Origin of the sequence: Variovorax soli NBRC 106424, assembly GCF_001591385.1 — a bacterium.
GTDB lineage: Bacteria > Pseudomonadota > Gammaproteobacteria > Burkholderiales > Burkholderiaceae_C > Variovorax > Variovorax soli.
In genome coordinates this window covers 42,608-64,068 of the sequence record NZ_BCUU01000016.1, presented here as the reverse complement: position 1 = coordinate 64,068, position 21,461 = coordinate 42,608, and the positions used below count along the sequence as shown (strand labels likewise).

General features: G+C 66.6%; 23 protein-coding genes. 10 read left to right on the top strand and 13 right to left on the bottom strand.

Annotated elements, in window-relative coordinates; genetic code table 11:
- The first annotated feature begins 21 nt into the window (after positions 1-21).
- Positions 22-372, top strand: a complete 351-nt coding sequence (locus tag VSO01S_RS07565) for an Mpo1-like protein (RefSeq protein ID WP_068641192.1) — start codon at positions 22-24, stop codon at positions 370-372.
- On the opposite strand, the gene VSO01S_RS07560 is transcribed toward VSO01S_RS07565, so the two are convergent.
- Positions 362-1,603 (bottom strand): YihY family inner membrane protein, encoded by a 1,242-nt coding sequence (locus VSO01S_RS07560; protein WP_068641191.1) that lies wholly within the window; start codon positions 1,601-1,603, stop codon positions 362-364. The two genes, VSO01S_RS07565 and VSO01S_RS07560, sit on opposite strands and share 11 nt — an antisense overlap.
- 33 nt (positions 1,604-1,636) lie before the next feature.
- Between VSO01S_RS07560 and VSO01S_RS07555 the strand changes: the two genes are divergently transcribed.
- The 7 genes from VSO01S_RS07555 (at position 1,637) to VSO01S_RS07525 (ending at position 6,657) form a co-directional block, all read left to right on the top strand.
- Entirely contained in the window at positions 1,637-2,083 is a 447-nt protein-coding gene (locus VSO01S_RS07555) for a DUF2069 domain-containing protein (RefSeq protein WP_084241735.1), read from the top strand.
- Entirely contained in the window at positions 2,080-3,516 is a 1,437-nt protein-coding gene (locus VSO01S_RS07550; protein ID WP_068641189.1) for an FAD-binding oxidoreductase, read from the top strand. Before VSO01S_RS07555 ends, VSO01S_RS07550 begins: the two co-directional genes overlap by 4 nt.
- Positions 3,517-3,586: 70 nt before the next feature.
- Positions 3,587-3,886, top strand: a complete 300-nt coding sequence (locus VSO01S_RS07545) for a type II toxin-antitoxin system CcdA family antitoxin (protein ID WP_084241734.1) — start codon at positions 3,587-3,589, stop codon at positions 3,884-3,886.
- Between the two features lie 4 nt (positions 3,887-3,890).
- Positions 3,891-4,205, top strand: a complete 315-nt coding sequence (locus tag VSO01S_RS07540) for a CcdB family protein (RefSeq protein WP_068641188.1) — start codon at positions 3,891-3,893, stop codon at positions 4,203-4,205.
- Between the two features lies 1 nt (position 4,206).
- Complete coding sequence (locus tag VSO01S_RS07535; protein WP_068641187.1) at positions 4,207-5,043, top strand: thymidylate synthase; 837 nt, start codon at positions 4,207-4,209, stop codon at positions 5,041-5,043.
- Between the two features lie 2 nt (positions 5,044-5,045).
- Positions 5,046-5,546 carry a dihydrofolate reductase gene (locus VSO01S_RS07530; RefSeq protein ID WP_068641186.1) on the top strand — a complete coding sequence of 167 codons (501 nt, stop codon included), beginning with the start codon at positions 5,046-5,048 and terminating at the stop codon, positions 5,544-5,546.
- The gene (locus tag VSO01S_RS07525; RefSeq protein ID WP_068641185.1) at positions 5,527-6,657 is read left to right on the top strand and encodes a phosphatidate phosphatase App1 family protein; all 1,131 of its coding nucleotides are present in this window, start codon (positions 5,527-5,529) and stop codon (positions 6,655-6,657) included. The genes VSO01S_RS07530 and VSO01S_RS07525 overlap by 20 nt, the downstream gene beginning before the upstream one ends.
- Positions 6,658-6,758: 101 nt before the next feature.
- Here VSO01S_RS07525 and VSO01S_RS07520 read toward each other — a convergent pair whose 3' ends face one another.
- Positions 6,759-7,763, bottom strand: coding sequence for a fasciclin domain-containing protein (locus VSO01S_RS07520; protein WP_068641184.1), 1,005 nt, complete (start codon positions 7,761-7,763; stop codon positions 6,759-6,761).
- Positions 7,764-7,986: 223 nt separating this feature from the next.
- Here VSO01S_RS07520 and xth point away from each other — a divergent pair, with 223 nt between their 5' ends.
- Together xth and VSO01S_RS07510 are read left to right on the top strand one after the other, a co-directional pair.
- Entirely contained in the window at positions 7,987-8,763 is a 777-nt protein-coding gene (gene xth / locus VSO01S_RS07515) for an exodeoxyribonuclease III (protein WP_068641183.1), read from the top strand.
- A 74-nt stretch (positions 8,764-8,837) separates the two neighbouring features.
- On the top strand, positions 8,838-9,341 hold the full coding sequence (locus tag VSO01S_RS07510; RefSeq protein ID WP_245684137.1) for a hypothetical protein: 504 nt from the start codon (positions 8,838-8,840) through the stop codon (positions 9,339-9,341).
- A gap of 19 nt (positions 9,342-9,360) precedes the next feature.
- On the opposite strand, the gene ntrC is transcribed toward VSO01S_RS07510, so the two are convergent.
- The 11 genes from ntrC to ggt all read right to left on the bottom strand — a co-directional run bounded on the left by ntrC (position 9,361) and on the right by ggt (position 21,447).
- A complete protein-coding gene (ntrC, locus tag VSO01S_RS07505) occupies positions 9,361-10,923 on the bottom strand; it encodes a nitrogen regulation protein NR(I) (RefSeq protein WP_068641182.1) in 1,563 nt (520 codons plus the stop codon).
- Between the two features lie 33 nt (positions 10,924-10,956).
- On the bottom strand, positions 10,957-12,033 hold the full coding sequence (glnL, locus tag VSO01S_RS07500; protein WP_068641181.1) for a nitrogen regulation protein NR(II): 1,077 nt from the start codon (positions 12,031-12,033) through the stop codon (positions 10,957-10,959).
- Between the two features lie 39 nt (positions 12,034-12,072).
- Complete coding sequence (locus tag VSO01S_RS07495) at positions 12,073-12,606, bottom strand: hypothetical protein (protein ID WP_068641180.1); 534 nt, start codon at positions 12,604-12,606, stop codon at positions 12,073-12,075.
- Between the two features lie 133 nt (positions 12,607-12,739).
- Positions 12,740-14,155, bottom strand: coding sequence for a type I glutamate--ammonia ligase (glnA, locus tag VSO01S_RS07490; RefSeq protein WP_068641179.1), 1,416 nt, complete (start codon positions 14,153-14,155; stop codon positions 12,740-12,742).
- A gap of 148 nt (positions 14,156-14,303) precedes the next feature.
- Positions 14,304-15,125, bottom strand: coding sequence for a competence/damage-inducible protein A (locus VSO01S_RS07485; RefSeq protein WP_068641206.1), 822 nt, complete (start codon positions 15,123-15,125; stop codon positions 14,304-14,306).
- On the bottom strand, positions 15,125-16,000 hold the full coding sequence (locus VSO01S_RS07480; RefSeq protein ID WP_068641178.1) for an EI24 domain-containing protein: 876 nt from the start codon (positions 15,998-16,000) through the stop codon (positions 15,125-15,127). The genes VSO01S_RS07485 and VSO01S_RS07480 overlap by 1 nt, the downstream gene beginning before the upstream one ends.
- A 42-nt stretch (positions 16,001-16,042) precedes the next feature.
- A complete protein-coding gene (locus tag VSO01S_RS07475) occupies positions 16,043-17,035 on the bottom strand; it encodes a sterol desaturase family protein (RefSeq protein ID WP_174544712.1) in 993 nt (330 codons plus the stop codon).
- A 28-nt stretch (positions 17,036-17,063) separates the two neighbouring features.
- Positions 17,064-17,906 (bottom strand): polysaccharide deacetylase family protein, encoded by an 843-nt coding sequence (locus tag VSO01S_RS07470; protein ID WP_068641177.1) that lies wholly within the window; start codon positions 17,904-17,906, stop codon positions 17,064-17,066.
- Complete coding sequence (locus VSO01S_RS07465) at positions 17,893-18,897, bottom strand: YncE family protein (protein ID WP_068641176.1); 1,005 nt, start codon at positions 18,895-18,897, stop codon at positions 17,893-17,895. The genes VSO01S_RS07470 and VSO01S_RS07465 overlap by 14 nt, the downstream gene beginning before the upstream one ends.
- Before the next feature lie 90 nt (positions 18,898-18,987).
- Positions 18,988-19,719: a 16S rRNA pseudouridine(516) synthase gene (locus tag VSO01S_RS07460; RefSeq protein WP_068641175.1), complete on the bottom strand. Its 732-nt coding sequence runs from the start codon at positions 19,717-19,719 to the stop codon at positions 18,988-18,990.
- A 3-nt stretch (positions 19,720-19,722) separates the two neighbouring features.
- The gene (gene ggt, locus VSO01S_RS07455) at positions 19,723-21,447 is read right to left on the bottom strand and encodes a gamma-glutamyltransferase (protein WP_245684139.1); all 1,725 of its coding nucleotides are present in this window, start codon (positions 21,445-21,447) and stop codon (positions 19,723-19,725) included.
- Positions 21,448-21,461 lie beyond the last annotated feature (14 nt).

Below are 21,461 nucleotides of genomic sequence, written 5' to 3'. Positions count from 1 at the left end.
GCAAGCCACAGGAGACACACAATGAATCCCGCCACGACCGCTCCCCATGCCGACGCAGCTGGCGTCGATCCGCGCAGCTTCAAGAGCTTCTCGGAGTTCTATCCCTTCTACCTGAGCGAGCACAGCAACCGCACCTGCCGGCAGCTGCATTTCGTCGGCTCGTCGCTCTCGCTGGTGTGCCTGGCCACGCTCTTCGTCACGGGCAACGGGTGGTGGCTGCTGCCCACCATCGTGGTGGGCTACGCCTTTGCCTGGATCGGGCATTTCGGCTTCGAGAAGAACAAACCCGCCTCGTTCAAGCGCCCGCTCTACAGCTTCATGGGCGACTGGGCGATGTACCGCGACATCCTGCGCGGCCGCGTCAAGATCTGACAACCGGCTGTGCGGCCGGCAGGCCGCGGGGCGAGGACAGTACCTCGCCCAGGTACAGCCGCCCCAGCGGCGCCATGTCCCACAGCGGCGCCAGCACCTCGGAGCGAACCAGCAGCATCTCGCGCAGCAGCGGCTCCATGGGCGTGGTGGCCGGGTTCACCAGCAGCACCAGGCGGGGATCCTCGTCGGCCCGCTGTTCCGCGATGTGCCCCACCCAGTCCAGCCGCACCAGCGCCTCGACCACCGGCGCCAGCTGCAGCGCGTCGACCCGCATGCGCTCCCCCAGGCTGGCCAGGCCCAGGCCCTTTTGCGGCATGTCCCGCTCGTCCGACAGATGCTGCAGCACCTCGATCGCCAGCTGCAGCGGCCAGCCCGGCGTGCCGCCACGCCGCGCAACGCCCGCCAGCAGGCTCGGCAGGTAGGCGGCGATGACCGCGCCGAACAGCACGATCAGCCAGGCGATGTAGATCCACACCAGCAAGATCGGGAAAGCCGCAAAGGCGCCGTACAGCACCGAATAGGTCGGCACCATGCTGAAGTACAGGGCCAGCAGCTTCTTGGCGATTTCGATGGCCACCGCCACGAACAGGCCGCCCGCCCACGCATGCGACCACTTGACCTCGGTATTGGGCACATAGTGATAGAGACTGGCCATGCCGCCGGCCAGCAGCAGGAACTCCGCCGTGTCGAACACCAGCTTGAGGCCCGCGTCGTCCACCAGCCCGCGCGAGGCCGCGAACACATAAGAGGTGGTGGACAGGCTCAGCGCCAGCACCAGTGGCCCCAGCGTGGCGGCCGCCCAGTACACCAGCACCCGCTGCGCCAGCGGCCGCGGCTCGCGCACGCGCCAGATGTTGTTGAGCGTGCGGTCGATGGTCAAGATGAGGGCGAAGGCCGTCAGCAGCAGCACCACCAGGCCCAGCACACCCAGGCCGCCGGCCTTGCTCGCGAACTGGGTCAGGTAGCCCAGCACCTGGCGGGCGATGTTCTCCGGTATGAGGCTTTCCACCAGCCAGCGCTGCACGCGGCCCTGCATCTTCGCGAAGATGGGAAAGGCCGTGAACAGCGCCAGTGCCACGGTGAAGAAAGGCACCAGTGCAATGGTGGTCGTGAAAGTGAGGCTGCTGGCCGACAGGCCGAGGCGGTCTTCGCGGAAGCGCTCGCCCAGCACGGCGGCGGTGTTGCGCCACGGAAAATGGGACAGCTCCCTCCATAGCGAATGGCGATTCATGGGTCGCTATCATGCCATCGGGTTTCCACCACCATGCCGCCTCTTCCGACCGCCCCCCTTCCCCGCCCGTCCGCCGCCTCAGCCGCCGCGTCCAACCCCGGCGATGGCGCCGTGGCGGCCACGCGCGCGCTCGCGGTCGGCAGCCTGGCGGGATTGATCGTGCTGGGCCTGGCCTGGGAGTTGTGGCTGGCGCCGGTGCGCCCGGGCGGCTCGCTGCTGGCGCTCAAGGTGCTGCCATTGGTGCTGCCGCTGGCGGGCCTACTGAAACGGCGCATGTACACCTACCGCTGGGTGAGCCTGCTGGTGTGGATCTACTTCACCGAGGGCGTGGTGCGCGCCTGGAGCGACACGCAGGTCATGGGCCGGGTCCTCGCCGGCGTCGAGATCGTGCTGTGCCTGCTGCTGTTCGTTGCCTGCGCCTGGCACGTGCGCACCCGCCTGGCGCGCGCCGATGCCCTGCGTGCGGAAGCCGAGAAATGACCACCACAGACCAGCAACTCATCGACCCACTGCGCCGCATCGTCGGCGAACACAACGTGCTGACCGAAGGCGACCTCACCGCCTGGGAGCAGGACTGGCGCAAGCGCGAGCGCGGCAAGGCGCTGGCGGTGGTGCGCCCGGCCAGCACCGCTCAGGTGGCCGACGTGGTCAAGGCTTGCGCGGCCGCGGGCGTGTCCATCGTGCCGCAGGGCGGCAACACCGGGCTGGCCGTGGGCTCCATCCCCGATGCCAGCGGCCGGCAGGTGGTGCTGAGCCTCACGCGCATGAACGCCGTGCGCAGCCTCGACGCGGCCAACCTCACGGTGACGGTGGAAGCGGGCTGCGTGCTGCAGAGCCTGCAGGAGGCGGCGCGCACGGCGGGCTTTCTCTTTCCGCTGAGCCTGGCCGCCGAAGGCAGCTGCACCATCGGCGGCAACCTGGCGACCAATGCCGGCGGCACGCAGGTGCTGCGCTACGGCAATGCGCGCGAGCTGTGCCTGGGCCTGGAAGTGGTCACGCCCCAAGGCGAGATCTGGGAAGGCACCAGCGGCCTGCGCAAGGACAACACCGGCTATGACCTGCGCGACCTCATCGTCGGCAGCGAAGGCACGCTGGGCATCATCACCGCCGCCACCATGAAGCTGTATCCGCTGCCGGCGGCGCGGCTCACCGCGTGGGCGGCGGTCCCTTCGCTGGAACATGCAGTGCAGCTGCTGGGCCTGGCCCACCGGCACCTGGGCGCTGGGCTCACGGGCTTCGAGGTGATGGGCCGCTTCGCGCTCAGCCTGGTGCCCAAGCACTTTCCGGCGCAGCGCGTGCCCTTCATTGCCGACAGCGAAGGCGCCTCGCCCTGGTGCGTGCTGCTGGAGAACTCCGACAACGAATCGGAAGACCACGCACGCCAACGCTTCGAAGCTCTGCTGGAAAAGGCCTTCGAAGAGGGCTGCGTGAGCGACGCGGTGGTGGCCGAGAACCTGTCGCAGGCCAAGGCCCTGTGGCATGTGCGCGAAAGCATCCCGCTGGCGCAGGCCGAGGAAGGGCTGAACATCAAGCACGACATCTCCATCGCCGTCTCCCGCATTCCGGCCTTCGTGGCCGAGACCGATGCGCTGCTCGAAAAAGAGATTCCCGGCGTGCGCCTGGTCAACTTCGGCCACCTGGGCGACGGCAACCTGCACTACAACGTGCAGGCCCCCGCCGACGGCGATGCGCGCGCGTTCCTGCTGAACGAGGAAGAGCGCGTGAACACGCTGGTGTACGACGCGGTGCAGCGCTTCGGCGGCTCCATCTCGGCCGAGCACGGCATCGGCTCGCTCAAGGCGCACAAGCTGGAAAAGCACAAGTCGCCGGTGGCGCTTTCGATGATGCGGGCCATCAAGGGCGCGCTGGATCCGAACAACACGCTGAACCCGGGGCGGGTGCTGCGCGCCTGAGCACGGGCATGGGGCATGGGGCATGCGCGTAAAATATGCGCATACCCTGTGCTCACCCGAGGATGCAGCCATGCTCAACTTCAACGATGCGCCCAAGAAGGCGACCAACCTCAGCCTCAACAGCAAGGTGCTGGAGATGGCGCGCGAGATGGGCATGAACGTCTCGCAGACTGTCGACGCGCTGCTGGCAAAGGAAGTGGAACGTCGCTACTGGGAACAATGGGCCGAGCAGAACAAGGAAGCGATCGAACACTACAACGAGCGCATCCGCAACGAAGGCATCTGGGGCGCCAAGTACCGCACCTTTGCCCGCAGCCTGGGCGATGGACGCGAGGCCCCCACTGGCACAAGCCGGAAGAAAGTCGCCTGAAACGATGGCGCGCTTCGACGTCTACGCCAACCCCGACAAATCCGAGCACCGGCATACCCCCTACGTGCTCGATGTCCAGAACGACTACCTCGACGCCGTGGAAACCCGCATCGTGATCCCATTGCGCGATGCCCGCGTGCACGGCACGCGATTGGACCGTATCCATCCCCTGTTCCGTATCCAGGATCGCGATGTCGTTCTGGATACGCCCACGCTGGCCACCTTCCCTCGCGGCTGGCTGCGCCAGCCCGTCGCCAACCTGCGCGGCGAACAGCACCAGGTGCAAGAGGCGCTGGACGCACTTTTTGGTTCGTATTGACATGTCACCAACCCGCCCCATCCGCCACCAATACGAAGACTTCATGCGCCATGTCAACGAGACGGGCGTGTTCAAGTCCGACCGCACCGGCACCGGCACCAAGAGCGTGTTCGGCCACCAGATGCGCTTCGACCTGAACGAAGGGTTTCCGCTGGTCACCACCAAGAAGGTGCACCTGAAGTCCATCATCGTCGAGCTGCTGTGGTTCCTCACGGGCTCGTCGAACAACAACTGGCTCAAGGAACGCGGCGTCACCATCTGGGACGAATGGGCGCGCGAAGATGGCGACCTGGGCCCGGTGTACGGCGTGCAGTGGCGCAGTTGGCCCACGCCGGACGGCGGGCACATCGACCAGATCCAGCAGGTGATCGACACGCTCAAGAGCAACCCCGATTCGCGCCGCATCATCGTGAGCGCCTGGAACGTGGCCGATCTGTCCAAGATGGCGCTCATGCCGTGCCACGCCTTCTTCCAGTTCTACGTGGCGCCGCCCCAGGCGCCTGGCGAGCGCGGCAAGCTCAGCTGCCAGCTGTACCAGCGCAGCGCGGACATCTTCCTGGGCGTGCCCTTCAACATCGCCAGCTACGCGCTGCTCACGCACATGATCGCGCAGCAGTGCGACCTCGACGTGGGCGACTTCATCTGGACCGGCGGCGACTGCCACATCTACAGCAACCATGCCGAGCAGGTGGCGCTGCAGCTCTCGCGCGATCCGCGGCCCTACCCCACCCTGCGCATCAAGCGCCGGCCCGCATCCATCTTCGACTACCAGTACGAGGATTTCGAGATCGAGGGCTACGACCCGCATCCGGGCATCAAGGCGCCGGTCGCCGTGTGAGCATGGCGCAGCGCATCAACATCATCTTCGCGCGCGCGCGCAATGGCGTCATCGGCAAGGACGGCCAGATGCCCTGGCACCTGCCCGAAGACCTGGCGCACTTCAAGCAGCAGACCGGCGGTGCACCGGTGCTGATGGGCCGCAAGACCTGGGATTCGTTGCCGCCGCGCTTCCGGCCGCTGCCGGGCCGGCGCAACATCGTCATCACGCGGCAGTCAGACTGGCAGGCGGCAGGCGCCGAACGCGCCGCGAGCCTTTCGGATGCGATTGCGCTGTGCGCGGGCGCCGCCGACCTGTGGGTGATCGGCGGCGGCGAAATCTACGCGCAGGCCGTGCCATTGGCGCAACGCGCGGTCGTCACCGAGATCGATCGCGATTTCGCGGGCGATACCTACGCGCCGCAGCTCGGTGCCGATTGGCACGAGACGGCACGCAGCACGCACACGGCTGCCAAGGACGGACTGCCTTTCAGCTTCGTCACCTATGAGCGCAAGGCTGCCTGAGCCGGCAAGCGCCGCAGAGTCCGTCGACCGCCACCGCCGGCAGCTGCTGGCCGCCGCGCTGCCCGCAGCTGCGCTGCTCGCCAGTGCCGCCACCACCACCGAAGTCCATGCCAAGGCCGAACCGCTCGAGCCTGACGAAGACCTGCTCTTCCTGCCCAGCACCGCCCGCGACCTGGGCAACGGACAGCTGGAAGTGGACGTGCAGATCTGGATCCACGAGAAGAATCGCTTCAAGCTCCTGGACATGGGCCTGGCGCGCTACCTCGGACTGAAGCTGGGCGACATGTCCCCCGCCGCGCGGCTGCGCTTTGCACAGCGCACCACGCTCTTCCATGCCGAGCCGGAAGAAGGCACGGTGCTGCAGATCGACTTCGGCCAGGGCACGCCCCTGGTCCCGATGCCCACCAGCGATGCCAGCGGCCGCACCGGCCTGCGCGCCACCGTCGACCTGAAGCCCGATGCACGCACCGCGCCCTGGCTCGTCTTCCATGCGCGCACGCCCGGCCCGCGCCCGGATGTGGAAGGACGCGCACTGCTCGTGCCTGCCACCGGCCTGTCGGTCATCTCCGACATCGACGACACCATCAAGGTGACGCAGGTGCGCGACCAGCAGCAGATGCTGCTCAACACCTTTTCCCGCAGCTTCAAGCCGGCGCCGGGCATGGCGCAGCACTACGGCGCACTGGCACGCAATCCGCAGACCCGCTTCCACTACCTGTCGTCCAGCCCAATCCAGCTACTGCCGCCGCTGCAGGATTTCCTGCGGCACGAAGGCTTTCCGCCGGGCAGCATGCATCTGCGCGAATCGACCACGCTGCGCACGCTCATCCCCGGCGAAGGCGAATCGCGCGCACACAAGCTCTCGGCCATTGCCCGGCTGATGGAGGACTTTCCGCAGCGCCGCTTCCTGCTGGTCGGCGACTCGGGCGAACTCGATCCGGAAATCTACGGCGACGTGGCGCGCAGGCATGCAAGCCGCATCGAGGGCATCGTGATCCGCGATGTGACCGCGGAAGGCCGCGATGCAGCCCGGTACGCCGCCGCGTTCGAAGGCGTGGACCCGGCAGCCTGGCACATCCTGCGCGACGGCCAGCCCTGGCCGCTTGGCTAGACGCAAAAAAGCATCGCGCCTCCTGGAGGAGCGCGATGCTGTCTTCATCCACATCATCGGCAGCCGAAACGGCTGCCGATGATGCGGCGGTCACCTGTGACTTAGGCGTCGACCGGCAGGATCACCTTGTCGCACAGGTGCAGCACACCGTTGGTGTTGAGCACGTCGGGCTTGCTCAGGTTGCAGATGCGGCCGCGCGGGTCGACCACCTGGAAGGTGGCGTTGATCTTGATGGACACGTCGACTTGCACGGTCACGACAGGCTCGTCGGTCTTGAACTCCTTCTTGCACTTGCGCGCCGGCACCATGTGGCATTGCATGATCTTCTTGCAGCGCGGAATGTCGGCCAGCAGCGCTTCCAGCGTGATGTTGAGCTCGATGAGCACGGCCTGGAAGGCCGCGTTGGTCGGGCAGAAGAAGGTGAACGGGCCGGGCTGCTTGAGCGTATCGGTGAGTCCGCACGCCTCGATGCAGCGCATGGCGGTTTCGCAGTCCGGCTTGATGTCGGGCTTTTCCTCGCAGGTGACGATGATGTCCATGTTGGCCGGCAGCATCGTCTTGTCGATCACGTGCAGCACGCCGTTGAGCGCCGTCACGTCGGTATTGGTGAGCTTGCACAGGCGGTTGCGGCCGTCCGTGGCCGTGAAGACATTGTTCTCCTTGTCGATCTTGAAGAAGCCGCCGCCGATGGTGTCGAGCGTGTGGCCTTCCACGATGGCCTCGGTGAACTGCGCCTTGCTCATGATGTGGCACTTCACGATGGCGGTCAGCGTGGTCTTGTCGGCGAACAGCTGGTCCTTGCTGACGTTGAGCTCGCCCAGGGTTGCGTTGAAGCCGTCGTTCGTGAACGCGAATGCCGTGACGGTGCCCGAGTCATCGAGGGTGGACTCCAGGCCGCATGCCTTGACCGCCTCGACGAAGATGCTGCATTCCGGCTTCGCTTGGGCCTGATTCATGACGCTCTTGGCCTCGTCAACCTGGGTGGCGACGGTCTTGTCGTCGCCGCCTCCACCGCAAGCGGAAAGAAGAAGCGATCCACCCAGGGTGGCAGCTCCGTAGGTGATGAGTTGGCGTCGGCTTTTCGACAAGGTCGACAGTTGCGTCATATCAGTTCTCCTGAGTGGTGAATAGGTGCTGCAAGCATGGGGCTGCGAAGACCCGGACACCGCAAGGCCCATTCGCACAGGCAGGTAGGACATGTCTCCATCAAGTTGCCAGTGCTTGTAGGCGCAGACTGATACCCGATAGCGCAGTCCTCACTAACTAATGGACGGCATTGCCGCCGGCTCGCGCCCGATAATCGGAAGTCCAACGTAGTCACGCAGTGCCATGAAGATCGCCACCTGGAACGTCAACTCCCTTACCGCGCGTCTGCAGCACGTGCTCGACTGGCTGGCCGCCAACCCCGTCGACGTGCTGTGCCTGCAGGAGCTCAAGCTCAGCGACGACAAGTTCCCGCTCATGGAACTGCAGGCCGCCGGCTATGAGGCCGCGGTGTTCGGTCAGAAGACATACAACGGCGTGGCCATCCTCAGCCGCGCGCCTGCACGCGACGTGCTGCGCAACATCGGCGGCTTCACCGACGAGCATTCGCGCGTGATCAGCGCCACGGTCGACACGCCTACCGAATCCGTGCGGGTGGTCAACGGCTATTTCGTCAACGGCCAGGCGCCCGGCACCGACAAGTTCGCCTACAAGATGCGCTGGCTCGATGCCTTGCGCGACTGGCTGCGCACCGAACTCACCACGCATTCGCGCCTGGTGCTGCTGGGCGACTTCAACATCGCGCCGGAAGACCGCGACAGCTTCGACCCCGAGGGTCTGCGCGAAACCATCCACCACACCACCGAGGAGCGCCAGCACTTCAAGGCGCTGCTGGACCTGGGCCTGGTGGACAGCTTTCGCCTCTTCGAGCAGCCCGAGAAAAGCTATTCGTGGTGGGACTACCGCATGCTGGGCTACCAGAAGAATCGCGGCCTTCGCATCGACCACATCCTGGTGAGCCAGGCGCTGGTGCCGGAGGTCAAGGGTTGCGTGATCGATCGCGTGCCGCGCAAGTGGGCCAAGCCGAGCGACCATGCGCCCGTGATCCTCGAGCTTGGATGAGGTAGGCAGGGCGGCGCGCAGAAGATGCCGCCTGATGTTCAAGCCGCCGCGGTCGGCGCACAATGCCGCGCACGATGATGCGCATTGACCACCGCCACCTTCTCCTGTCCACCGTCATGCCGCTGGCCATCGGCCTTGCGGCCTGCACCGCGCTCAAACCTGGCACCGAAGGCGCCGGCTCGGAGGCCGGCCGGGCCGATGAAGTCCCGCCCGCCGCGGAGACCATCAGCTTCCAGACACCGGCGGTCAAGGCCTACCGCAAGGCGGGCGCGAATGCGATCTACAAGAAGTATCCCTCGCGCATCTACCCCGGCAAGATCCCGCCGCTGGTGTACGCGGTGGTGGTCGTCGAGACGCATGTGAACAGCGACGGCACGGTGAAGAAGGTGACCTTCAGCCGCACGCCCTCGCATGCGCCCGAGGTGCCGCCGATGATCGCGCAGCTCGTCATGGATGCGTCGCCGCTGCCGGCGCCGCCCACCGGCGTGGGCGCGCACACCTACATCGACACGTGGCTGTGGGACCGCAGCGGCCGCTTTCAGCTGGACACGCTGACCAAGGGCCAGCGCAGCCGCTGAGCGGCCCTTTCTTCAAGCCTCAATCGGTCGCGTCGCGATCGAGGTGCAGCTCCGCGATCTTGCGGGTGATGGTGTTGCGGCCGATGCCCAGCTTTTGCGCCGCCTCGATCCGGCGGCCCCGGGTATTGGCCAGCGCAGTCAGGATCAGGCGCGACTCGAAGCGGCGCGTGAGCGCATCCCACACGTCATGACGTCCGGCGGCCAGAAGGGCCTGCGCCTCCTGCTCCAGGCCGCTTTCCCATGACGTGGAAGACGACGACGAAGGCAGTGATGGGCTGGCACCGATGGGCGCCGCCACGGGCGCCGCGGCAGACGCCGGCAGCGCAACGCCACCGCCTTCGCGCTCGCCGGCGGTGGGCGCAAGGCCGTGGGCGGCCGGGTCCGTTGCCGGCACCGGTGCTTCGCCGGCACTGCCGATCAGCACTTCCGGCGGCAGGTCCTTGGGCTCGATCAGCTGCGCGGGCGCCATCACCGTGAGCCAATGGCAGATGTTTTCCAGCTGCCGCACGTTGCCGGGGAAGCCGAACGCCGACAGCTGCGCCAGCGCAGCATCGGAAATGCGCTTGGGCTCCACGCCCAGCTGCTTGGCGCTTTGCTGCAGGAAGTGGCGCGTGAGCGCGGGCACGTCTTCGCGCCGTTCGCGCAGCGCCGGCAGGCGCAGGCGGATGACGTTCAGGCGATGGAACAGGTCTTCGCGAAAGCCGCCGACCTTGACGCGCTGCTCCAGGTCCTGGTGGGTGGCGGCGATCACGCGCACATTGGCCTTGACGGCGTTGTGCCCACCCACGCGGTAGAAGTGCCCGTCCGACAGCACGCGCAGCAGGCGCGTCTGCAGGTCGAAGGGCATATCGCCGATTTCGTCGAGGAACAGCGTGCCGCCTTCGGCCTGCTCGAAACGGCCGCGCCGCATGGTCTGCGCGCCGGTGAAGGCGCCGCGCTCATGGCCGAACAGCTCCGACTCCAGCAGGTCCTTCGGAATGGCCGCGGTGTTGATGGCCACGAACGGCCCGCTGGCACGCGGCGAATGCTTGTGCAGCGCACGTGCCACCAGTTCCTTGCCCGAGCCCGATTCGCCGGTGATGAGCACCGTGACATTGCTCTGCGACAGCCGGCCGATGGCACGGAACACGTCCTGCATGGCCGGGGCCTGGCCCAGCATCTCGGGCGCGTCGACCATGCGCTCTTCCGACACTTCCTCCCGCTGGCTCTCGTCCACCGCGCGGCGGATGAGTTCGACGGCGCGCGGCAGGTCGAAGGGCTTGGGCAGGTACTCGAAGGCACCGCCCTGGAAGGCGGACACCGCGCTGTCCAGGTCCGAGTAGGCGGTCATGATGATGACCGGCAGGCCCGGGTGCTTCTGCTTGATCTTCTCCAGCAGGTCCAGCCCTGAGCCGCCAGGCATGCGGATGTCGCTCACCAGGACCTGCGGCCCCTGGCTGTCGTCTTCGGCGGCGGCTTCGAGCGCGGCCAGCACTTCGCGCGTGTTGGTGAAGCTGCGGGTGGGCAGCTCTTCGCGCAGCAGCGCCTTCTCCAGAACGAAGCGGATCGATTGGTCGTCGTCAACTATCCAGATCGGCTTCATTTAGTTCCTTGTTGGCTTGCTGCCAGCACAGGGTCAAGGCAGCGGTATCAATATCTTGAAATCGGTTCGGCCCGGAACGCTGTCGCACTCGATCACACCGTGATGCTGCTGCACGAAAGTCTGTGCCAGTGTCAGTCCAAGCCCGGTTCCACCGTCGCGCCCGGAAACGAGCGGAAGAAAGATCCGGTCCTTGATGGCATCCGGCACACCCGGTCCATTGTCGATGACATGCAATTCCAATGCCAATCGATACCACTGCTTGTTGAAGATCACCTGCCGCGCCACCCGGGTCTTGAAAGTGATCTGCGCGTCGCCGGCGGCGCGGCGCTCGGCCAGGGCCTGCGCCGCGTTGTGCGCGATGTTGAGCGTGGCCTGGATGAGCTGCTCGCGGTCGCCCCGGAACTCCGGAATGGAGGGATCGAAGTCGCGCTCGATCTCCAGGTCGCGCGGAAACTCCGCGAGGATCACCGAGCGCACCCGCTCGATGACCTCATGGATGTTCACGTCGCCCACCACGTGCGGCTTGCGATGCGGCGCCAGCAGGCGGTCGACCAGAGTCTGCAGCCGGTCCGCCTCGTGGATGATGACCTGGGTGTACTCCACCAGGTCGCGCGACTCGACCTCCATCTGCAGCAGCTGGGCGGCGCCGCGGATGCCGCCCAGCGGATTCTTGATCTCGTGGGCCAGGTTGCGGATCAGCTCCTTGTTGGCCTTGGCCTGGTCGAGCAGGCGCTCCTCCCGGTCCTGGCGCACCTGCTGCTCCAGCACCGACATCTCCACGACCAGCTCGCCGGCCTTGTCGGACTGGGCCAGCGTCACCAGCACCGGCAGCAGTTCATGGTTGACCCGGCGCAGGAAGGCTTCGTAGCGCAGGGTGGCGAAGTCGTGGGCGCGGGCGCCCTCGATGGCGGTGCGCAGCACGTTGGGCTCGCTGAAGCAGGCGCCGAACTGCGAGCCTTCCAGCGTGCGGCGCGAAGTGCCCAGCGCGTCTTCGAGGGCGGCGTTGGCGAACAGCACCGAGCCGTCGCTCTTGACCACCGCAATCAGCGTGGCGAGCAGGTCGAAGGCCTGAAAGCGCCGTGCCGGCGCGGAAGGCTTGCCGAATGCCATGTCAGGGCGCCGGCTTGCGGCGGCGAAACGCCAGCGCCATCAGTTCTGCGTGGGCGCCGCCGGCGGCGCCATGCGACCCAACTCGCGGCGAATGCCGGCGATGTCGCTTTCGTTGCGGTCGATCTGCGCCTTCATCTCGGCCACGCGATCGAGGTACTTCTGGTAGTTCCTGGCTTCGCTGCCCTGCTTCTCGGGCTGGCCGTTGTTGTATTCCTTGAGCAGTTCCGTCTGCTTGGACTCGGCCTTGCGCAGCTCCGACTCGAGCACCGCACGTGCATCGTTGTCGCGGGCGCGCTGGTCGGCGCTTTCCACGCGCGGGCTGCCGGCCGGTGAGCGCGCACCGCTGCTGCTGCCACTGCTGGTGTTGTTGGACGCCACGTACGGACGCGACGACTGCACCACCGTGACGTTGCCGCCTTCCATCACCTTGCAGCCGCGCTGCTGCGCGACCGTGGCGTTGTTGGTGTATTCGTTGCCGCAGCGCCAGACCTTGCCGCTTTGCGCATGAACGGGCGCAGCAGCCAGTGCGGCCAGCGAGGCAGCCAGCAGGAGCGTGGAGTGACGTGTCTTCATGATCTTGGGTCGAGCGTACGGCAATCGACGCATTTTGATGCAATTCGGTTCCCGCGCCAGAGGCAATGCCCCCATAAAAAACAAAGGACGGCCGAGGCCGTCCTTCTTTCTTCTTACGAAGATGGCGCGCTGATTACAGCGAGTAGTACATGTCGAACTCGACCGGGTGCGGCGCCATGCGGAAACGCGTGACTTCCTGCATCTTCAGGTCGATGTAGGCATCGATGAAGGCATCGGTGAACACGCCGCCCTTGGTCAGGAACGAACGGCCCTTGTCGAGGTACTCCAGCGCCTGGTCGAGGCTGTGGCACACGGTGGGCACCAGTGCGTCTTCTTCCGGCGGCAGGTGGTACAGGTCCTTGGTGGCGGCTTCGCCCGGGTGGATCTTGTTCTCGATGCCGTCCAGGCCCGCCATCAGCAGGGCCGAGAAGCACAGGTAGGGGTTGGCCAGCGGATCGGGGAAGCGGGCTTCGATGCGGCGTGCCTTGGGGTTGCTCACGAACGGGATGCGGATCGAGGCCGAGCGGTTCTTGGCCGAGTAGGCCAGCTTCACCGGCGCTTCGAAGCCGGGCACCAGGCGCTTGTAGCTGTTGGTGCCGGGGTTGGTGATGGCGTTCAGGGCGCGGGCGTGCTTGATGATGCCGCCGATGTAGTACAGGGCCGTGTCCGACAGGCCGGCATAGCCGTCGCCGGCGAACAGGTTCTTGCCGTCCTTCCAGATCGACTGGTGCACGTGCATGCCCGAGCCGTTGTCGCCCTGGATGGGCTTGGGCATGAAGGTGGCGGTCTTCCCGTAGGCGTGGCAGACGTTCCAGATCACGTACTTGAGCTTTTGCGTCCAGTCGGCACGCTCGACCAGGGTCGAGAACTTGGTGCCGATTTCGTTCTGGCCGGCGCCAGCCACTTCGTGGTGGAACACTTCGACCGGGATGCCCAGCGATTCGAGCACCAGCGAGATCTCGGCACGGATGTCCTGCGTGCTGTCGACCGGGGGAACCGGGAAGTAGCCGCCCTTGACGGTGGGACGGTGGCCGGAGTTGCCGCTTTCGTACTTCTTGCCGGTGTTCCAGGGGGCTTCGTCGACGTCGATTTCGACGAAGGAGCCCGACATGTCGGCCTTCCAGCGCACGTCGTCGAAGATGAAGAATTCAGGTTCCGGACCGAAGAAGGCGGTGTCGCCCAGGCCGGATGCCTTCAGGTAGGCCTCGGCCTTCTTGGCGATGGAGCGGGGGTCGCGGTCGTAGGGCTTGCCGTCGGCCGGCTCCAGCACGTCGCAGGTCAGGTTGAGGGTGGTTTCCTCGAAGAAGGGGTCGATGACGGCCGTGTTCGGATCGGGCATCAGCAGCATGTCGGAGGCTTCGATGCCCTTCCAGCCGGCAATGGACGAACCGTCGAAAGCGTGGCCGGCCGAGAACTTGTCTTCGTCAAAGTGCGACACCGGCACGGTGACGTGCTGCTCCTTGCCGCGGGTGTCGGTGAAACGGAAGTCGACGAACTTGACCTCGTTTTCCTTGACGAGTTTGAGTACATCGGCGACGGTCTTGGCCATCAAATTCTCCTGGTTGGATGGGTGGTGAGGAAACGTTGGGGCAAAGAATGCAGGTTCTGTGCCACTGGATCGGGAGGCTTGCCGGGCGTGTTGCGCAGCGTCATGCACCAATGAAGTGCCATCGAGCCCTTGTTTGGTGCCAACAGACTTAACGCACCAATTCGGGACCCAGCTTCGCTTTAAAGCCGTGCAAACCTTCGAGCAGCAGAGTGTAGGCCGCTTCGATCTGCTGCGGATCACCTTTGACGCCCAGTTCGATGTGCCGGCCGTAAACCGGGTGGTCCACGCTGGGGAGGCTGAACACCTTGATGCCGGCAAAGCGCTCTTCGATGGACAGCATCAGCGGGGTCAGGGTGGCTTCCATGGCGCCGAACACGATGACCGATTTCTCGCTGGTGCCGACCGCCGCAAAAAGGTGCGCATAGCGCTCTTCGAGGACCGATTCGATCATCGGCCAGGCCATCACCGGAAAGCCCGGCACGAAATGCACCTTGTTGACGCTGAAGCCGGGGATCTTGTTGTAGGGGTTGCGGATGATTTCGGCGCCCTGCGGAAACACGCCCATGTTCAGGCGGTGGATGTTGTCGGGCCGGTCGGGCTCGTAGGGCACGCCCTGCTCGCGGGCCGTGTCCTGCATGCGCTCGCGGATCAGCGCCTCGGCCTGCGGGTGCAGCGCCAGCGGCACGCCCAATGCCGCCGCCGCGCATTGGCGGGTGTGATCGTCGGGCGTGGCGCCGATGCCCCCGGTGGAAAACACCACATCGCCCGATGCAAAGGCCCGCACCAGCGCGGCGGTGATGCGCTGCGGGTCGTCGCCCACGTATTCGGCCCAGCTGAGCGCCAGGCCGCGCGCGGCCAGCAGCCCGATCACCTTGGGCATGTGCTTGTCGATGCGCTTGCCCGAGAGGATCTCGTCGCCAATGACGATCAGGCCGAAGCGCTGCGGATTGGATTTGTTCTGTTGATTCATCAGGGGGCTCCCCATTGGGCGGCGGCAGCCGGATCGATCTCGATGGCGGGCAGGCTGCCGGCCGGCGGCTGCGCGGCGGCACGGGCCGCGCGCAGCTGCGCCAGGGCGTCCAGGCAATAGTGGGCGAACCACAGGGCCGAGAAGGCGAACACCAGGGTGTAGATCCAGATGGCCAGCGGCACCAGCACGAAGAAGGCCGCCGCGAACAGCAGCCCCGAGGCCCACACCACGCTGGGCGCGGCGCCCAGCAGGCCGCACAGGATGCCGATGCCGAACAGCGGCCAGCGATGGGCGCGCAGCAGGGTCTTGCGCTCCTCGGCGCTGGCATGCTCGGCCAGCGCATCGAAGCTCATCACCTGGTAGGTCAGCCAGCCCCAGATGAGCGGCGGCAGCACCAGCACCAGGGGCGGCACCAGCCACAGCGGCACGGAAACGATCAGCGCCAGCAAGGCCAGCACCGTCATGCCCAGCGAACGGAACACGCTCAGGATGAAGGATGCGCCCTTTTTTTCCTCCAGCGACGGAAAGCGCCGCTGCCCCACCAGGCGGGTCAGGGCCGGCGCCATCAGGCCCGAGACGATCAGCAGCGACAGCACCACGATCACCGGCGTGGCCGCAAACACCACGGCCAGCGGCGCCAACACCGCCTTCACGTCGCTGGCACCGGCCCGCTCGATCCAGCCCCACAGGCTGGAAAGAATCGGCCAGGCGTCGAGCGCCTCGCGCATCCAGGCCACGGCCGGGTCCCAGTAGAAATAGCCCAGTCCTGCCGCCAGCACCGCCATGAGGATCAGCGGTGCGACCGACAGCACGATCACGCGCGGATGCAGGCAGTAGGCGACGGCTCGCCAGAAGGAGTCGAGAAGAAGACGCATCGGCGCCGAGGATAGCGCGTGCCGTTGCCGGGCTGCGAAAAGTCAGGCCCGGCCTGCCAGGCGCAGCAGGCCCAGCCATTGCTGCGACCAGAAGCCGCGCCCGTAGTCGCGCAGGCGGCCGTGCGCATCGGGCTCGACCTGGTCGCGGATGCCGGTGGGGTCGTAGCGATTCTCGAAGTTGGCAGTGCCGAAGAGCATGTCCCACCACGGCAGCAGCACGCCGAAATTGTGGCCACCCAGGCGAACCGCTTCGCCCTGCCGTCCGCCGGATGCTTCATGGCCCAGCCCGATGCTATGGTGCAGGCGATGGAAGCGAGGGCTCACCCAAAGGCGATTGCCGAAAGCGCCGAAGGACAGCCGCAGATTGGCATGCTGCAGGCTCTCGGACAGCTGCGCGATGGCCACCAGTGCGATGAACTGGCCCGGCGCCACGCCGATGAGCTGGGCCACCAGCACGATGATGCAGTCCCGCAGCGCATCGTCCAGCAGGTGGTTGCGGTTGTCCGACCACATGGTCATCTGCCGCTGCGAATGGTGCAGCGCATGCAGGCTCCACCACCACTGGAAGGTGTGCTGGCCCCGGTGGATCCAGTAATCGAGGAAGTCCAGCACCACCAGGTAGAGCAGGAAGGACACCAGGGGAATGTCGGTCACGCCGGGCCAGATGGCGTCGAGCTGCCAGCCGCTCCAGCCCGCCGTGCGCAGCGGCCCCACGACGCCGTCGAAGAAGGGCTGCAGCGCGAAGAACATGGCCAGGGGGAAGAGCCCCAGGCGGTGCAGCAGCGTGTAGAGAATGTCGGTCCGCACGGCCGCCCGGTCGGTGACCGGGTCGACCGGCCGCCAGCGCTCCAGCGGCCCGATGATGGCCAGCAGGATCGCGACCTGGATCAGGCCGACCAGCAGCCAGCCGGTGGCGTCGAAAGCGTCTTCGAGATAGCCGCTCAAGCCGAGGTGAAACACGGCGGGTTCCACCACCTGTTCGAACAGCCAGCCCTGCACGGCGGAAAACTCGTCGGTCAAGGATTCCAGCAGCATTTTTTCTTCCCCCTACCCTTGGCGCCCCTCAGTGCGTCGTGTGCGCCGCGATCCAGTCCTTGTAGGCCGGGTGCTGGCGCAGGGTCTGGAAGCAGAAGCCTTCCTGCTTCAGGCCCACGATGAGCGGCTCCAGCACCGCCGGCGCCCACGGATCCTGGCGCGACCAGATGCCCAGGTGCGCCATGAGAATGTCGCCGCTGCGGATGTTCTGCAGTGCCTGCAGCAGCAGCTTTTCGTTGCTGTACGTTTCGCTGGGCAGTTCGTCGCCCAGGAAACCGGCCGGCGACCAGCCGACGTGCTCGAAGCCGCACTTGCGCATTTCCGCCAGGAAGCGCGGCGAGGTCTTGCCGCCGGGGGCGCGGAACAGCGGCAGCGGCTTCTTGCCGGTGACGTACTCGAGCCGGTCCGCGGCCTTGGCGATGTCTTCGCAGTACTGGGCCGCCGTCCAGGTGAACTCGCGGTTGGCCAGCCCGCCGGCCGTGGGCCGCACGCGAAAGCGCGGCTCCAGGCCCTTGACGTCGCCGCGCCAGTAGACGTGGTCGTAGGTGTGGGAGGCGAATTCGTGGCCCTCGGCCGCGCGGGCGGCCCACCAGGGCTTCCAGCTGTTGTCCAGGCTGTCGCCGCCGGTGGTGGTGCGTTCGGCGGCGCCGAAGAAGGTCACCTTGACGTCCTGGCGCTTGAGCACCTCGGCGACCAGCGGCGCCACGCCCATGTGGCCGGTGTCGAAGGTCAGGTAGACGGGCTTGGCGCAACTCGCCGTTGCGGGGGCCGGCGCCGCAGCAGGTGCCTGGGCATGCGCCAGCACGGCGCCCAGCCCGAACAGGGCCGCGGCCACAACGATCTTCTTCAGTTTCTTCTTAGCGTCTTGCATGGTCCAGCGTCCAGACGCCGTGCGGCGAGCGGCCCACATTGATCTGCCGGACAACCTCGCGGCTGTTCAGGTCGACCACGCTGAGCTTCTTGGCCCAGCGCGAGGTGACATAGAGGGTCTTGCCGTCGGCCGACACATCCATGCAGTCGGGCCCGCCCGGCACCTTGAAGGTGTCGGCCACCTTCAGGGTGGCGATGTCGATGCGGCTGATGGAATTGGCCACCCGGTTGCTCACCAGCACGCTCTTGCCATCGCCCATGGAGCGAAAGGCATGCGCCCCCTTGCCGGTGGGGATGATGCCCACGGCCTTGGGCACGGGGCCCGCCACGTCGAACACCTGCACGCCATCGCCGCCGGTCAGGCCCACCAGCAGGGTCTTGTCCTGGTGGACGCCGAAGATGTCGGCGGGCATCGGGCCGGTGGGCACGCGCCAGCGGATGAACTGGGTGGCCAGGTCGACGGCGACGAGCTCGTCGCTGTCCTGCATGGTGACGTAGGCGGTGGTGCTCTTGCTGTCGATCCAGATGTGGCTGGGCGTCTTGCCGGTGGGAATGCGCTTGACCAGCTTCACATCCTTGCCGTCCCAGCTGTAGACGTCCACATGGTTGAGGCGGTTGCCGGCGGTGACGAACCACTTCATGTCCGGTGAAAAGCGCAGGTGGTAGGGGTCGATGATGCCCGTCACCACGCGCTGGACCTCGGCCGTGCGGGGGTTGAAGAAGGTGAGCGAGTCGCTGGCGGAGTTGGCCACGATCACCGAGCGCTCGTCCGGCGTGAGGTAGAGGTGGTGCGGCTCCTTGCCGGTGCCGATGCGCTGGGTTTCGCTCCAGCGGATGGGGTCGATGACGCTGACCGAGGCGTCCAGCGAGTTCAGGACGAAGATGGGCGCCGGCGGCTGGTCGGACGGCACGGCGGCCAGGGCGCTGGCGGCGGCTGCAGCGGACAGGAAAAAGGCCGCAAGGCGGCCTTTCAGGTTAGCGGGAAAGCGCACGGGAGGTTCCGAAAAGGATGGCGAGAAGTCTAACGTTCGAGACTTGGCTTCCGATGACGCCGGCACCCGCTTCCCGTGCCTGTTTCTGCGCTATTTGCCAGTACGCAACGCCTGCACTTCGGCCGGCGCCAGCCAGCGCCACTGGCCGGGAGCCAGGTCGGCCGGCAGGGCCAGCTCGCCGATGCGGGAGCGGTGCAGCGCCTCCACCCGGTTGCCCACCGCCGCCAGCATGCGCTTGACCTGGTGGTACTTGCCTTCGGTGAGGGTCAGGCGCAGCGTGTGCTCGCCGGTGGCCTCGCAGGCAGCCGCCCGCACCGGCTTGGGGTCGTCGTCCAGCACCACGCCGGCCAGCAGCTTGCTCACCTGGCCGGCATCCACCGGGTGCTTGGCCGTGACCTCGTACACCTTGGGAACATGGTGCTTGGGCGAGCCCATGCGGTGGATGAACTGGCCGTCGTCGGTGAGCAGCAGCAGGCCGGTGGTGTCCTGGTCCAGCCGGCCGATGGCCTGCACCCCCTGCACCGCGCCCTTGTTGGGGCGCTGGCGCAGGGGCGCGGGCAGCAGCGTGTAGATGCTCGGGTAGGTCGAGGGCTTTTGCGAGCACTCAGTACCGGCCGGCTTGTGCAGCATCACGTAGGCCTTGGCCTGGTAGATCCACGGCGTGCCCTGCACGGTGAAAGCCAGGCCGTCCACCGCCTCGAAGTCGGCGAAGGCGTCGTCCTGCGCCCGGCCCTGCACCGTCACATAGCCCTGCTGGACCAGCCCGGCGCACACGCGCCGGGTGCCGAAGCCCTGCGAATACAGAATCTCCTGAAGCTGCATCGATCAGTAGCCCAGCGCCAGCCCCGTGTTGCGGCGCGGGTCGTTGGCGCCGTAGAAGCGGTTGGCGGCCACCGGCTTGCCGCCCAGCGAAGGCGCGCCCACGATGATGGCCGCCAGGTGGTTGGCCGGCTGCGGCACGCCCAGGTTGTGGCCCATGTCGGTCAGGATCTTGCGGGTGTCGGCCGAGAAGGCGAAGGTCTCGACGTTGGTCACGTCGGGCAGCCACTGCTGGTGGAAGCGCGGAGCGTCCACCGCTTCCTGCACCGTCATGCCGTGGTCGATGGCGTTGATCATGGTCTGCAGCACCGCGGTGATGATGCGGCTGCCGCCCGGCGTGCCCACCACCATCACCGGCTTGCCGTCCTTGGAGACGATGGTCGGGCTCATCGACGACAGCGGGCGCTTGCCCGGCTCGATCTTGTTGGCTTCGCCCTGCACCAGGCCGTACAGGTTGGGCACGCCCACCTTGGCGGTGAAGTCGTCCATCTCGTCGTTGAGCAGCACGCCGGTCTTGGCGGCCGTGACCTTGGCGCCGAACCAGTCGTTGAGCGTGTAGGTGACCGACACCGCATTGCCCCACTTGTCGGCAATGGAGTAGTGGGTCGTGTTGCTGCCTTCGTGCGGCGCCACGCCCGGCTTGATGTCCTTCGAGACGCCGGCTTTCTTCGGATCGATCACGGCGCGGATCTTCTCGGCGTAGCCCTTGTCGAGCAGGCGCTCCATCGGGTTCTTCACGAAGTCGGGATCGCCCAGGTAGCTGTTGCGGTCCACGTAGGCGTGGCGCATGGCTTCGATCATGTAGTGCGCGCTCTGGGCCGAGTTCCAGCCCAGGTCCTTGAGCGGGTAGCCCTCCAGGATGTTGAGCATCTCGCAGATGATCACGCCGCCCGAGCTCGGCGGCGGCGCCGACACCACGCGGTAGCCGCGGTAGTCGCATTCCACCGGCGCCATTTCGCGCGTCTTGTACTGCGCCAGGTCTTCCAAGGTGATGATGCCCTTGCCGGCCTTGCTCGAATCAGCAATGGCCTGGGCCACCCAGCCCTTGTAGAAGCCGTCGGTGCCCTTGGTGCTGACTTCGCGCAGCGTGCGCGCCAGGTCCTTCTGCACCAGGCGGTCGCCCGCCTTGTAGGGCTGGCCCGACTTGTTCAGGAAGATGGCCGCGGTGGCCGGGTCTTCGGCGAAGTCCTTGGTGGCGGTCAGCAGCAGGTCGACGTCGCCCTGTTCCAGCACGAAGCCCTTGTCGGCCAGTTGCACGGACGGCGCGATCAGCTGGGCGCGCTTCATGGTGCCGTACTTCTCGCGCGCGTACTCCATGCCCGAGACGCTGCCCGGCACGCCCACCGCCAGGTGCCCCTTGGTGGACAGTCCCTTGATGACGTTGCCGTCCTTATCGAGGTACATGTCGGCCGTGGCCGCCAGCGGCGCCTTCTCGCGGAAGTCAAGGAAGGTCTTGCGGCCGTCCGCCAGCTGGATGGTCATGAAGCCGCCGCCGCCCAGGTTGCCAGCCGCCGGATACACCACCGCCAGCGCATAGCCCACGGCCACCGCCGCATCCACTGCGTTGCCACCACGCTTGAGTACATCGACGCCCACCTGGCTGGCCAGGTGCTGCGCAGTGACCACCATGCCGTTCTCGGCGGCGACCGGCGCCTTGGAAGCGGCCTGCGCGGCGCCCAGGGCGCCCAGGGCCAGTACAGCGCCCAGCACGGCGCGCAGTCGGGGTTGCATCACTTTCATCATCA